The sequence below is a fragment of the Kribbella soli genome (genome assembly GCF_004331345.1).
GTDB classification, from domain to species: domain Bacteria; phylum Actinomycetota; class Actinomycetes; order Propionibacteriales; family Kribbellaceae; genus Kribbella; species Kribbella soli.
Genome location: NZ_SJJZ01000002.1, coordinates 1,315,713 through 1,328,903 on the forward strand (window position 1 = coordinate 1,315,713; position 13,191 = coordinate 1,328,903).

Below are 13,191 nucleotides of genomic sequence, written 5' to 3' on the forward strand. Positions count from 1 at the left end.
GTGGCGAGCATCTAACCTCAGTCCACCCTGAATCAAGTGGACTGAAGGACCTCGTCCAGCCGCGCCACCACGAGCCGCAGCGTGGCCGGCGGGGCCGTGAACGGGATCCGGATGTGGCGGCGGTCGGTCGCGTCCGGAGTGAACAGGTCACCGGCGCCCAGCAGCAGGCCCTGCTCCCGGGCCGCCTCCAGGACGCGGCGGGCCCTGGTCTCGGTCAGCTCGAGCCAGAGCGTCATACCGCCGGTCGGCGTGGGCCACGCCACACCGTCGAGCGTCCGGAGTCCGGCCTCCAGAGCGTTCAGGTTGGCGCGCAGCCGGGTCCTGCGGCGGCCGATCACCTTGTCGAGCTTCGGCACGATCGCCCGGGCCAGGAGGTCGTCCAGCGCACTCGGCGACGCCACACTGAGCTGTGCCGCGGTGTTGATCCGCCTGCGGAGCTGCTTGCCGGTACGCACCCAGCCGACGCGCAGCCCGCCCCACACGGTCTTCGACAGCGAACCAACGCTCACTGTGCGCGGGTAGCGGCTCAGTGGTTCGGCCTGGTCCCCACTCGCCAACCACAGTGGTCGCATCGTCTCGTCACTGATCAGAGCAGCGCCGTACCTGCGTGCTATCTCGACGACTGCCTGACGCCGGTCAGCGGGCAGGCTGAGGCCGGTCGGGTTGTGGTTGTCGGCCTGCAGGTAGATGACCTTCGGGCGGTGGCGCCGGCAGAGGTGAGCGAGCTGGTCGGTGTCCCAGACGCCGGCGGGCCAGCCTGCTACGTCCAGACGGTGTTTGCGGAGTAGGTCGAAGGCAGCCGGGTACGTCGGGGTCTCGGTGATCGCTACGCCCGGTCCGAGGTCCAGACCGGCCAGTGCGGCGTTCAGACCGGCTGCTGCGCCGACAGTGAGCGTCAGCTGCTCCGGCTCGGTCGGCACGCCCTCTGCGGTGAGGCGCTCGGCCAGCGCCGCTCTGAGCTCCTGTGATCCACCAGGTGGCGGTCCGTCACCTCCCATGGCCTGTGGCAGCCCGTCCTGCACGATCTGCGCCGCCGCCTCAGCCACGTCATGCGGCGCGGCCGTCGTGGCGAACCGCAGGTCGAGCACCGGCCGGTCCCCCGCCGTCACCGTCGACGCCGGCGCCACTGGGTCCAGCAGCCGGTCCAGCGGCCGCACCACGGTCCCGGAGCCACGCTTGGTCTCCAGTACGCCGTCACGCCGCAGGTTCTCCAGGGCGCGTACGACGGTCACGCGGCTCACCTCGAGCCGCTCCGCCAGCACCCGCTCCGACGGCAACCGCGACCCGATCGACAGGTCGCCCCGCTCGATCCGCCGCAGCACGAGTCCCTCGACCTGCTCGGTCTTGGTCCCGTCCGCCGCCTCCAGATCCCCCGCCCGCCACATAAGTCCAGTCTCCCACAACTGGCCTGATCCCCGGTCTTTGAGCACCCACCAACCATTTTCGGGCCGGCGAAACGGTTGGTGGGTGCTCAAAGTGGGGGTGATCAGAGTGTCGGCGGCGGATGTGAAGATCTGTGCATGGACGAACGGTGGCTGATCGCTGCGGAGGAGGGCGGCGGGGCGATGCTCGTTGCCCTGCATCCGGACGGGCAGCCGGCCGGGGAGATTCTGCGCGAGCCGGATCTGGTCACCTCCGTCGCGTCACGGCCGCAGGTCACGCGGTGGGTGTGGCGTTCGTCGAGCGAGATCTATCCGCGGTTGCTGGCCGCCGGCGTACGGGTCGAGCGGTGCTACGACATCGAGAACACCGAGGGGCTGCTCCTCGGTCATGAGGGCCGCCTCGGCGAGCCACGGTCCGCGGCCGCCGCGTGGGCGCGTTTGAGCGGTCGTCCGGTCCCACCCGATCCGCCCCTGCGCGCCGTCGTACCGGGTGAGCAGTCGTCGTTGTTCGAGATCTCCGTCGAGCCGGTCCCGTTCGAGGCGTTGCTCCGGGTGTACGCCGACCAGATCCGACGGCACGATCTGGCCGAGTACCCGGACCGGATGCGGTTGCTCACGGCATCGGAATCGTCCGCGATGCTCGTCGCTGCGGAGATGGATCTGGCTGGGTTGCCGTGGAGCGCGGACGCGCATCGGCAGTTGTTGAGCGAGCTGCTCGGTGAAAGGTTCCCCGGTTCGGGCGAGCCGCGCCGGCTGACCGAGCTCGCGGACGAGATCTCCGCGGCGTTCGGGCATCGCGTGCGGCCCGAGCTGCCGGCCGACGTACTGAAGGCGTTCAAGCAGGCCGGGCACCAGGTGAAGTCGACCCGGAAGTGGGAGCTCGAGCACGTCGATCATCCGGCGGTTGCACCGCTGCTCGAGTACAAGAAGCTCTACCGGATCTACACCGCGAACGGCTGGAGCTGGCTGAACGACTGGGTCCACGACGGGCGTTTCCGGCCCGGTTTCGTTCCTGGCGGCACCGTGTCCGGGCGCTGGATCACCAACGGTGGCGGCGGTCTGCAGATCCCGAAGGTGATCCGACGCGCGGTGGTCGCGGACCCCGGCTGGCGGCTCGTCGTCGCCGACGCATCGCAGCTCGAGCCGCGGGTGCTCGCCGCGATCTCCCGCGACCGCGCGCTGATGGAGGTCGCCAGCGATCCCGGTGATCTCTACAAAGCCGTTTCAGACCAAGCGTTCTCCGGCGACCGGGCGCAGGCGAAGATCGCCGTACTGGGTGCGATCTACGGGCAGACGTCCGGTGACGGCCTGAAGAACCTCGCCATGCTGCGCAAACGATTCCCGCAAGCCGTCGCGTACGTCGACGACGCGGCCCGAGCCGGCGAGGAAGGCCGACTGGTCCGCACGTACCTCGGCCGCACCTGCCCACCCAGCGGCCACCCCCTCGACGAAGCCCTCCTCGAAGGCCCGCCCGCCGACATCCCCACCACAGACCCCCGCCACGCCCGGGCCCGCGGCCGCTTCACCAGAAACTTCGTAGTACAAGGCAGCGCCGCCGACTGGGCCTTACTGCTCCTGGCCGCCCTCCGTCAGTCCCTGACGCCCCTCAAGGCCGAACTCGTCTTCCACCAGCACGACGAGGTCATAGTCCACTGCCCCACCGAAGAAGCCGACCAGGTAACCGAAGCCATCCAACAAGCCAGCAACCTCGCCGGCACCCTGACCTTCGGCCCCACCCCCACCAACTTCACCTTCACCACCGCCACAGTCGAGGTCTACGCGGACGCGAAGTAGCTCAGACCGTCTCGGGCAGGTTGTACAGCTGGTGGTTTGTGGTTTCGTAGGCGGTTATTTCGGAGATGCGGTTTTGTTCTATGCGGAAGATGTCTAGAGCGAAGAGGTGGTGGGTGGGGGCCGCTGGGGGTTTGAGGTAGGCGGCCAGGGTGGGTTGGCGGTTGATGGTGGTGGGGATGAACTGCCAGTGGCCGCGGTAGGTCGGGCTGAGGTTGGGGGTTAGCGAGCGAATTGCGTCTTCGATGCCGGAGAACCAGAACGGGTACGGCGGCATGGTGATGCGGATGTCTTCGTGCATGAGGGCGGCCAGGGCGGTGGGGTCGGCGTTGTCCCAGGCGGTGAGGTAGCGCTGGAGGAGTTTGCGTTCGTCATCGGAGGTGTCGCGCGCCGACCACTCGGAACGGTGTGGTGGCAGGTGCTCGCGGAGGACCGGACGCGCGCGTTGGAGGGCGGAGTTGACGGCCGCCACCGACAGATCGACCGCGGCTGCGGTCTCGCGGGCGGACCAGCCGAGGACGTCGCGGAAGATCAGTACGGCGCGCTGCCGCGCGGGCAGGTGCTGAATGGCGATCAGGAACGCCAACTCGATCGTCTCGCGCCGGATCGCGGCCGCGTCCGGCTCCTCGGCCCGATCCAGCAGTACATCAGGAAACGGCTGCAACCACGGCACATCCTCCCGCGCCGGCAAGGCCGTAGCGGGAAACGAGGCCGGCTCCAGGTGGTACGGCAGCACCCGACGAGGACGCCGTACGTCGATGCACGCGTTCGTCGCGATCCGGTACAACCAGGCCCGCACCGACGACCGCCCCTCGAACTCCCCGATCGCCCGCCACGCACGAAGAAACGTCTCCTGCACGAGATCCTCAGCCTCGTCGTACGACCCGAGCATCCGGTAACAATGCACCCGCAACTCATGCCGATACCGCTCAACATCCTCCTCGAAGGTGCTCATCGTCCGTCCTCGAGTTCGATGGTGGTGGGCATGGGAGCGCGGCCGGCCAGGCGGAACCAGGTGACCAGGCGGCGGTGGCGGAGGTCGCGGGTGGAGACCACTACGTCGTTGTGGAAGCGGCGGGCCAGTTGGACGCGGCGCATCGCGAGGCCGAGCTCGCCGGCCCACGGTTCGATGTCGGTGCCGGTGGCATGGATTGCGCGGGTGAGGGCGGACTCGGCCTGTTCGCGGAGTTCGAGCGCGTCGAGTGAGGCCGCGCGGGCGCGATGGGCCGCGTCGAGGAGCAGGAGCGCGGAGGCCGGGTCGAGAATGTCGCTGCCGGCCAGTTCCGCGACCAGGGCGGAACGTCGCGCCAGCTCGGTCTCCAGGGACGCGCGGGCGAGCTCCACACGATGGTGCAGCCGGTCGAGCCGGCCGGCGGTCCAGCTCGCGTAGGCGCCGAACAGCAGCAGCACCGCGCCCACCGCGAGCAGCACCCAGGAGATCTCCACACCCCCATTCGATCACCCGCCAAACCCCAGGCCGCATCCACCAACCCATCGCTGCAGCCCCACTTTGAGCACCCACCAACCATTTCAAGCCCCGGAAGATGGTTGGTGGGTGCTCAAAGAGCGCTCAGTGGTTGGTGGGTGCTCAAAGAGCGGTGAGTGGAGGGTGGGCGCTTACGGAGCGGTGACGGTGGGGCGGATGGGGTGATCCAGGTGTCGGGGCGGCATTAGCGTCGGGCGTATGGCGGATATTGGTGTGATCGGCGGGTCCGGGTTCTACTCGTTTCTGTCCGGTGCGGAGACCATCGAGATCGACACCCCGTTCGGCGCGCCCAGCGAGGCTCCGGTCGTTGGTGACCTCGACGGGCGGGAGGTCGCGTTCATTCCGCGGCACGGTGCCGACCATCGGTTCCCGCCGCACCGGGTGAACTATCGCGCGAACCTGTGGGCGCTGCGCGAGCTCGGCGTCCGCCAGGTCCTCGGCCCCTGCGCGGTCGGATCGCTCAAGCCCGAGCTGACGCCCGGCACGTTCGTGGTTCCCGACCAGTACGTCGATCGCACGTGGGGCCGGCCGCACACGGTGTACGACGAGGCGCCGGTGGTCCACACCTCCGCCGCGGACCCGTACTGCCCCGTCGGCCGCGCAACGGTGATTGCCACCGGCAACGTCGTACCCGAGGGCACGATGGTGGTGATCAACGGACCGAGGTTCTCGACCCGCGCCGAGTCGCGGTGGCACGCGGCCCAGGGCTGGTCGGTCGTCGGCATGACCGGCGCACCGGAGGCAGCCATCGCCCGCGAACTCGCGCTCTGCTACACGTCGATCGCCGTCGTCACCGACCACGATGCGGGCGTCGAGAGCGGCGCCGGGGTCACCCAGGCCGAGGTGTTCGAGGCCTTCAAGCACAGCATCGAACGCCTGCAGGACCTTCTCAAGAACGTGATCGCGCAACTCCCGAAGCCCGACACCGACTGCAGCTGCCACCACTCCCTCGACGGAACGGAGGCGGCGCGATGAGAGTCCTGCTGACGGGCGGGGCCGGCTTCATCGGTACCCACGTCCACGACCAATTACTTGCCGAGGGCCACGAAGTCACCGTTCTCGACTCGTTCCGCCCGGACGTGCACGCCGCACGCCCCGCGCGCAGCCCCGGCCTGGTCGTCGGCGACATTCGCAGGGCGGACGCGGTGACCAGGGCGCTGGACGGCGTCGACACCGTCATTCACCTGGCCGCGAAGGTCGGCCTCGGGGTCCATCTCGACGACATCGACGACTACGTCTCCTCGAACAGCCTCGGTACGGCGGTCCTCCTGAAGTCCCTCGGCAACATCCGCAACCTCGTCTACGCCAGCTCGATGGTCGTGTACGGCGAGGGGCGCTACGACTGCGACGACCACGGACAGGTCGCCCCTGGCCCCCGCCGTACCGAAGACCTCGAACAAGGCCGCTTCGAGCCGCCCTGCCCGCACTGCGGCGCCCCACTGAGGCCCGGCCTCGTCACCGAGGACGCCGCACTGGATCCACGGAACGCCTACGCGGCCAGCAAGCTCAACGGTGAGCATCTCGCCGCCGCGTGGGCCCGCGAGACGGGCGGCCGCGTCACCGCACTCCGCTTCCACAACGTGTACGGCCCCGGCATGCCGCGCAATACGCCGTACGCCGGAGTCGCCGCGATCTTCCGGTCCGCCCTCGAACGTGGCGAGATACCGCGCGTCTTCGAGGACGGTCGCCAACGCCGCGACTTCGTGCATGTCCGCGACGTCGCAGCCGCGGTCACACTGTCGGCAGCCGCGCTCCCCCGCCAGCCACCGTTCACGGCGTACAACGTCGGCAGCGGCACGGTCACCACGATCGGTGAGGTCGCCGCCGAGTTGGCCCGCGCGTACGGCGGCCCGCGGCCCGTCGTCACCGGCGAGTACCGCCTCGGCGACGTCCGGCACATCACGGCCGCGTCCGATCGCCTGAAGAACGAGCTGGGCTGGAAACCGGCGTACGACCTGCAAACCGGTCTCGAGGACCTACTCCACTCGGCTGGCTAGTACGGGCGGGAGGTCGATCTCGAACGCGCAGCCGCCGTCGACGTTGCTGACGGCAATCTTCCCGTCGTGGGACTCGACCACACCGCGCGCGATCGCCAGCCCCAGACCGCCGCCGCCCGCATCGGGCGTGCGCTGCTCGTCGCCGCGCCAGCCGACATCGAAGACCCGTTCGAGATCGTCCGCCGGAATGCCGCCGCACCCGTCGGTCACCGCGAGCCGGACCCGCCCGTCGGTCTCGCGATCGACCGTCAGCGTCACCGTCCCACCCGCCGACGTGTGGCGGATCGCGTTCCCGACCAGGTTGGTGACCGCACGCGTCAACTCGTCCGGATCCCCTTGTACGGCGAGCCGATCGTCGTCACCCGGCGTCGAAACGGCCAGCTGAACGCCTTCCGCCCGCGCATGCTCGTTGTTCTCCCCCGCGACGTCCTCGGCCAGCTCCCGCAGGCTCACCGCCGACCGTCGGCGCGGCGGCGGCGCCGTCGACAAGCGCGACAGCTCGAACAGGTCGTCCACCAGCCCCGTCATCCGGTCGACCGTCGACCGCATCTGCCGCAAAGCGCCCGGTACGTCGTCGATCACGCCGTCCTCGAGCCCTTCGGACACCGCCCGCAATCCGGCCAGCGGCGTCCGCAGATCATGTGACATGAACGCGACCAGCTCCCGCCGGCTAGTCTCCAGAGCCCGCTCCCGCTGATGCGACGCGGCGAGCTTCTTCCGCGTCATCTCCAACTCGTTCGTCAACGCGGCCAGCTCCGCGGGAACCACTACGCCCGCAGCCTCTGTCGGCTCGTACGACGTACCGAGGTGACGTAGCCGCCGTCCGACATCGCGCGACCCGACGCTGATCCAGTGCCCGAGCAGCACCGACATCGCCAGCCCGAGCAGCGCCGCGAACGCCAGCGTCCACAGCACCACCCACGAGTCGTGTTCGGAGATGAACATCGCTCGGACGCTCTGCAGCACCGCCGCCAGCGCACCGGCCATCGGCGCCAGCGCCGCCACGATCATCGTGATCCGCAACGACCGCCGCCGGAACCGCCACAGCACGACCGCCCCGACCGCCGCCACCACGAGCGTCCACAGCGTGGTGAGCGCCAGGATCGTCGCCATGTCTCTGTTCATCAGGCGTCACCGGCGAACAGGTACCCGGTCCGCGGAACGGTCAGCACGAGCTTCGGATCGGACGGATCCGCCTCGATCTTCTCCCGCAACCGCCGTACGTGCACGGTGACGGTCGACGAGTCGCCGAAGTCCCAGCCCCACACGCGGCGGAGCAACTCGGCCTTCGTGTACGCCTTGCCGGCATGCGACACCAGGTACGCCAGCAGGTCGAACTCGCGATGCGTCAGCGACAGCTCATCCTCGCCGAGGTACGCGCGCCGCGCCGCCGTGTCGACGACGACCGGCCCGGCGCTCAGCTTGCTCGGCGTCAGATCGAGCCCGGCCAGACGCTCCTCCCGCCGGACCATCGCCTGCACCCGCAGCGTCAGCTCCCGCGGGCTGAACGGCTTGACCACGTAGTCGTCCGCGCCGACCTCGAGCCCGACGAGCCGGTCCTCCTCCTCGCCGCGCGCGGACAGCATGATCACCGCGGCACCGTCGTCGGCCGCGCGCATCCGGCGCAGCACCTCGAGTCCGGACAGTCCGGGCAGCATCACGTCCAGTACGACGACCGACGGCTTCCACTGCTGCCACACCTCGACCGCGGAGGCACCGTCCGCGACCACGCGGGCGTCGTACCCGGCCTTGGTCAGGTACGCCGAGACGACGTTCGACACGGTCGGGTCGTCGTCCACCACAAGAACACGAGTAGCCACGCTCTGAGCGTAGATCCTCAGTCCGTCCCGCAGCCGCACCAGCGCCGGAACGCAGTACGCCGTAAGCGACCCGTAGTCGTGTTCGGGCCCTGGCGACGCGGGTTCGTCCTTACCGTCGAAGAATGTCCGTCGATCTCGTCCTGCCGTGCCTGAACGAGGCGGCCGCCCTGCCCTGGATCCTCGAACGGCTCCCGCCCGGCGTCCGCGCCATCGTCGTCGACAACGGCTCCACCGACGACTCGGCCGCCGTCGCCGCACGACTGGGCGCGACGGTCGTGCAGTGCGAGATCAAGGGGTACGGCGCCGCGTGTCACGCCGGTCTGGAGGCCGCCGACGCCGAAATCGTGGCAGTGATGGACGCGGACGCCTCGCTCGATCCGCGGCAACTGGTCCGGGTGACCGCGCCGGTCGTTGCCGGCCGCGCGGATCTGATCGTCGGCCGCCGGCGTCCGGTGTCACGGCAGGTCTGGCCGTGGCATCTCCGGCTCGCCAACGCGGAGCTCTCTCGGCGGATCAGGCGCCGTACGGGCGTCGCCTTGCACGATCTCGGTCCGCTGCGTGCTGCCCGGCGTACCGCCTTGCTCGGACTCGGGCTGACGGATCGACGGTCCGGATACCCGTTGGAGACGGTGGTCCGCGCCGCCGACGCCGGCTGGCGGATCGCGGAGGTCGACGTCGACTACCTCCCGCGCTCGGGGCGCTCGAAGGTCACCGGTACGCCGCTCGGTGCCGCGCGCGCCGTACTCGACATGTCCAAAGTTTTGGCCAGATGAAGCGCGGCACGGTGATCGTGATCGCGAAGGCGCCGGTGCCGGGGCGGGTGAAGACGCGGCTGCAGAGCGAGTTCACGGCACGCGAGGCGGCGGCACTGGCACGGGCGTCGCTCGTCGACACGCTCAGCGCGGTCCAGTTCGCGCCCGCGACGCGGCGGGTGATCGTGCTCGAGGGTGAACCGGGGCCTTGGCTGCCGCCCGGTTTCGAGGTCGTGGCGCAGCGCGGGGGCGGGCTCGACGAGCGGCTCGTGGCGGCGTTCGAGGACGCGTACGACGGTACGCCGATGCTCCTCGTCGGAATGGACACGCCACAGTTGCGGCCGGAACAGCTCGGGTTCGAATGGGCAGCGCACGATTTTGGTGGGTACGACGCGGTGCTCGGGCTGACCGAGGACGGCGGGTACTGGTGCCTCGGGCTCCGTACGCCGGATCCGCGCGCGCTGGTCGGCGTACCGATGTCGACAGACCACACCGGGCGGGATCAGCTCCGTCGGCTGCTGGCCTTGGGGTTGCGGGTGCGGATCCTGCCGACGCTGCGGGACATGGACACGCCGCGAGATGCGGCGTACCTCGCTGACGAGTTCCCGTCGCTGCGGGTGTCGCGGCTGTACCGGCGGCTGCAGCACGCGGCGCATCCGGGACTGCTGTTCGAGCAGGCGCTCGGCGGTACGGCGCGAGTTGTTGCCACCGGCATCGATGGACGGACGGTGCCGTCGCTGTCCGACGTGGATCGCTGGACGGCGCCGGCGGACGACGTGGATCGGCTCGCGCTGAGTCGATGCGAGGGGCCCGTGCTGGACATCGGGTGCGGTCCGGGGCGGATCGTGACTGCGCTCGCCGAACGTGGCATCCCCGCGCTCGGGGTCGATGTGTCGCCGCGGGCGGTCTCACTCACCACGTCGCGGGGCGCGTCCGCGCTGCATCGTCCGGTGCAGGACCGGCTGCCGGGCGAGGGGCGCTGGGGCAGCGTGCTGCTGATGGACGGGAACATCGGGATCGGTGGTGATCCGGCCGATCTGCTGCGTCGCTGCGCCGAGCTCGTCCGCCCCGACGGTCTCGTGCTGGTCGAGGTCGACCCGGACGACGATCTCGACGAGAGATCGCCGATCGTCCTCCGCAGCTCCACCGGCCGCCACTCGACCCCGTTGCCGTGGGCAAGAGTAGGCACCCGCGCCCTGATCCGCCACGCCCGCGCAACCCACCTCCACCCCACCGAAGACTGGCGCACACCGCACCGAGCCTTCCTGACCCTCCGCCGAACCGCATGACGCGCGACGACCAGGCCGACCCGACCCCGCCCCCCGCCTCGAGCCGCCTCCCCTCCCCCCACCTCCCGCTCCCGCGCGGCTCCGGCCCACTCCGCCACTTTGTGCACCGGATCCGCACGACTTCGCGGTCCGAAGACGGATCCGGTGCACAAAGTCGCCAGCGCATCCGGGTCGGGGGTGCCGCGGTGGCTCTGGCGGCGGTGGCTTCGGCGGCGGTGGTGGTTGGGGCGGCGGCGCGGCAGTGGTGGCCGGATGTGGTGTTGGTTGTGGGGTCCGTCGTGGTCGGGCTCTTGGTGTGGCGGTTCGGGCGCGGGTTGGGTGTTGGGATTGTGGTGGTCGTGGCGGGGTTGTGTCAGGTGCCGGGGCTGACGCAGGCGCCGATCACCAGTACGGACGCCTACCGGTACGTGTGGGACGGGCGCGTGCAGTTGTCCGGGCATTCGCCGTACGGATATGTGCCGCTGGACGACTCGTTGGCGCGACTGCGGGATCCGGTGCTGTTCCCGGGGTTGGCGCCGGATCAGCGCTCCGGGGTGACAGGCATTCCCGACGACCCGGCGCAGCTCCCGGTCGACGACGTCAGGACGCGGATCAACCGCCCCGGCGTGCCGACCATCTATCCGCCGGTCGCCGAGGCCTACTTCACCGTGGTCGCCCTGTTCACGCCGTGGTCGGCAGGCACCCTCGGACTGCAGATAGCGGCCGGACTGATCGCGATCGCACTCACCTGGCTACTCGCCGTACAGAACCCGCGCTGGGCCGCGCTGTGGGGTTGGTCACCGATCGTCGCTCTCGAGGCGAGCAACGCCGCCCACGTCGACGTCCTCGCCGCGCTCTTCATCACGGCCGCCGTCGTCACCACCGCCCGCCGACCGAAACTCGCCGCCGTCCTCCTCGGAGCGGCCGGCGGCGTCAAGCTCCTCCCGCTCCTGTTGCTCCCCGCGTTCCGCCACCGGCGCCCAGTCGTTGCCCTGGGCACCTTCATCGCCTCGTACCTCCCGCACGTCCTTGCCGTCGGCACCTTGGTGCTCGGCTTCCTCCCCGGCTATCTCAACCAGGAAGGCTTCGAGGACGGCAGCTCCCGATCGGCGATTCTCGCGCTCCTACTGCCTCCTGAGGCCCGCCAGCTCGTCGCCGCGATCCTCGCGCTCGCCCTCGCCGCCCTAGCCTTCCACCGGGCCCGACGCGACCCGATCGCCCTGACCTGCTGCTGGCTGTACGGCGCGGCGCTCCTGATCGCCACCCCGACATACCCGTGGTACGGCCTCCCGCTGATCGCCCTCGCCGCGCTGGCGAGCCGCCCCGAGTGGATCGCCGTACCGCTCGCGTCGTACCTCGCCTACGCGAGCTTCGGCCACGACACCCGCCAGGGCCTCATCCACCTGACCGCCGCGCTCACCGTCGCCGGCGCCCTCACGATCCGTCACCAACTCGTTGCGAAATCAGGTTTGACCGCACCGCCCCTCCCCGCCAACACTGGCGAGCGTGACGAAACGCATCGCCCTAGCAACCTCGGCCGACTACGCTGAGTTGCACCCTGACGAACGCCCGCTCCTGGACGCACTCCGCGCCGCAGGTCTCGACCCGGTGGTCGAGGTCTGGACCGACCCGTCGGTCGACTGGTCCGCGTACGACGCCGTCCTGCTGCGGACCGTCTGGGACTACTTCTGGCTGTACGCCGAATTCACCGAGTGGCTCGCCCAGCTCGACAAGGCCGGCGTACCGGTCCTGAACTCCACGGACCAGGTCCGCTGGAACAGCGACAAGCAGTACCTGCTCGAACTGCGCGAGCGCGGCGTCGCGATCGTTCCGTCCCAGGTCGCGGCGGGCGCGTGCCTGCGCGAGGTCGTGGCCGGACTGGCCGGTCAGCAGATCGTCGTGAAGCCGACCGTGGGCGGCAACGCTCTGCACACGGTGCGCGGCGTCGCGGGCTCCCCCGAGCTCGAGCAGGCGCTGAGCGATCTGCCCGACGTGGTGTACCTCGTGCAGCCGTTCGTGCCTGAGATCCAGTCCGACGGCGAGTGGTCGCTACTTTTCTTCAACGGCGAGTTCAGCCACGCGGTGGTCAAGCGTCCCGCGTCCGGCGATTACCGGGTCCAGGAGTCGTACGGCGGCCAGACGACGCCGACGGACCCGCCGCCCGCCGTACTCGAAAGCGCCCAGGCCGCCATGGCTGCCTCCGGCCCGACACCCACCTACGCCCGGGTCGACGGCGTCGTCGTCAACGACCGGTTCCTGCTGATGGAGATCGAGCTCATCGAGCCGTACCTCTTCCTGCCGCAGTCCCCCGACGCCGCCGGCAAGCTCGCAGCCGCGGTCGCCGCGCGCGTCTAACTGGCGGCCGACTCCGGGTGGCCCCGGCGACGCCCGTACAGCAGGGTCTCGCCGGCGGCCGTCCCGGTGTACTTGGTCCGCCGCGCCCACTCCCGGCACTCGGCGAGCACCGGGCACGAGGTCAGGCACAGCTCACGGGCCTTGCGCTGCTCCCAGCGGGACGCGTCCTCGTCGTACGTCGGCGCCTGGCCGATACACGCGGCCCGGCTCATCCAGCGGTCGGCGGGATCCACGATCACGGTCAACGTCGGCCTCATGACACCGACGGTAGATCGCCGGCGACCCCTCGCAGTCTTTGTCTCGAAATATGATCAACCTACTAGACTTTTATCCTCGCCTG

13 protein-coding genes are annotated in these 13,191 nt (G+C 70.0%); 7 read left to right on the forward strand and 6 right to left on the reverse strand.

Going from position 1 to position 13,191, the window contains the following annotated elements; genetic code table 11:
• Nucleotides 1–32: 32 nt before the first annotated feature.
• Nucleotides 33–1,385, reverse strand: coding sequence for an aminotransferase-like domain-containing protein (locus tag E0H45_RS20390; protein ID WP_131339513.1), 1,353 nt, complete (start codon nucleotides 1,383–1,385; stop codon nucleotides 33–35).
• Between the two features lie 135 nt (nucleotides 1,386–1,520).
• Here E0H45_RS20390 and E0H45_RS20395 point away from each other — a divergent pair, with 135 nt between their 5' ends.
• On the forward strand, nucleotides 1,521–3,176 hold the full coding sequence (locus E0H45_RS20395; RefSeq protein WP_131339515.1) for a bifunctional 3'-5' exonuclease/DNA polymerase: 1,656 nt from the start codon (nucleotides 1,521–1,523) through the stop codon (nucleotides 3,174–3,176).
• A gap of 1 nt (nucleotide 3,177) precedes the next feature.
• On the opposite strand, the gene E0H45_RS43280 is transcribed toward E0H45_RS20395, so the two are convergent.
• Both E0H45_RS43280 and E0H45_RS43285 read right to left on the reverse strand, forming a co-directional pair.
• Complete coding sequence (locus tag E0H45_RS43280) at nucleotides 3,178–4,128, reverse strand: RNA polymerase subunit sigma-70 (RefSeq protein ID WP_238155114.1); 951 nt, start codon at nucleotides 4,126–4,128, stop codon at nucleotides 3,178–3,180.
• Nucleotides 4,125–4,619, reverse strand: a complete 495-nt coding sequence (locus E0H45_RS43285; protein ID WP_238155115.1) for a hypothetical protein — start codon at nucleotides 4,617–4,619, stop codon at nucleotides 4,125–4,127. Before E0H45_RS43285 ends, E0H45_RS43280 begins: the two co-directional genes overlap by 4 nt.
• A gap of 238 nt (nucleotides 4,620–4,857) precedes the next feature.
• Here E0H45_RS43285 and E0H45_RS20405 point away from each other — a divergent pair, with 238 nt between their 5' ends.
• Together E0H45_RS20405 and E0H45_RS20410 are read left to right on the forward strand one after the other, a co-directional pair.
• Nucleotides 4,858–5,634, forward strand: a complete 777-nt coding sequence (locus tag E0H45_RS20405) for an S-methyl-5'-thioadenosine phosphorylase (RefSeq protein ID WP_131339519.1) — start codon at nucleotides 4,858–4,860, stop codon at nucleotides 5,632–5,634.
• Nucleotides 5,631–6,656, forward strand: a complete 1,026-nt coding sequence (locus tag E0H45_RS20410) for an NAD-dependent epimerase/dehydratase family protein (protein ID WP_131339521.1) — start codon at nucleotides 5,631–5,633, stop codon at nucleotides 6,654–6,656. The genes E0H45_RS20405 and E0H45_RS20410 overlap by 4 nt, the downstream gene beginning before the upstream one ends.
• Here the strand turns inward: E0H45_RS20410 and E0H45_RS20415 are convergent.
• Both E0H45_RS20415 and E0H45_RS20420 read right to left on the reverse strand, forming a co-directional pair.
• Nucleotides 6,636–7,781, reverse strand: a complete 1,146-nt coding sequence (locus E0H45_RS20415; protein ID WP_131339523.1) for a sensor histidine kinase — start codon at nucleotides 7,779–7,781, stop codon at nucleotides 6,636–6,638. The two genes, E0H45_RS20410 and E0H45_RS20415, sit on opposite strands and share 21 nt — an antisense overlap.
• Nucleotides 7,781–8,476, reverse strand: coding sequence for a response regulator transcription factor (locus tag E0H45_RS20420; protein ID WP_131339525.1), 696 nt, complete (start codon nucleotides 8,474–8,476; stop codon nucleotides 7,781–7,783). The genes E0H45_RS20415 and E0H45_RS20420 overlap by 1 nt, the downstream gene beginning before the upstream one ends.
• Before the next feature lie 122 nt (nucleotides 8,477–8,598).
• On the opposite strand from E0H45_RS20420, the gene E0H45_RS20425 reads away from it, so the two are divergent.
• From E0H45_RS20425 to E0H45_RS20440, 4 genes are all read left to right on the forward strand, one after another.
• The gene (locus E0H45_RS20425; RefSeq protein WP_131339527.1) at nucleotides 8,599–9,249 is read left to right on the forward strand and encodes a glycosyltransferase family 2 protein; all 651 of its coding nucleotides are present in this window, start codon (nucleotides 8,599–8,601) and stop codon (nucleotides 9,247–9,249) included.
• Complete coding sequence (locus E0H45_RS42925; RefSeq protein ID WP_202872412.1) at nucleotides 9,246–10,517, forward strand: DUF2064 domain-containing protein; 1,272 nt, start codon at nucleotides 9,246–9,248, stop codon at nucleotides 10,515–10,517. Before E0H45_RS20425 ends, E0H45_RS42925 begins: the two co-directional genes overlap by 4 nt.
• A gap of 185 nt (nucleotides 10,518–10,702) precedes the next feature.
• Nucleotides 10,703–12,046, forward strand: coding sequence for a glycosyltransferase 87 family protein (locus E0H45_RS20435; protein ID WP_131339529.1), 1,344 nt, complete (start codon nucleotides 10,703–10,705; stop codon nucleotides 12,044–12,046).
• Nucleotides 12,003–12,851, forward strand: coding sequence for an ATP-grasp domain-containing protein (locus E0H45_RS20440; RefSeq protein ID WP_131339531.1), 849 nt, complete (start codon nucleotides 12,003–12,005; stop codon nucleotides 12,849–12,851). The genes E0H45_RS20435 and E0H45_RS20440 overlap by 44 nt, the downstream gene beginning before the upstream one ends.
• Here E0H45_RS20440 and E0H45_RS20445 read toward each other — a convergent pair.
• Nucleotides 12,848–13,108 (reverse strand): WhiB family transcriptional regulator, encoded by a 261-nt coding sequence (locus E0H45_RS20445; RefSeq protein ID WP_131339534.1) that lies wholly within the window; start codon nucleotides 13,106–13,108, stop codon nucleotides 12,848–12,850. The genes E0H45_RS20440 and E0H45_RS20445 overlap by 4 nt on opposite strands.
• Nucleotides 13,109–13,191 lie beyond the last annotated feature (83 nt).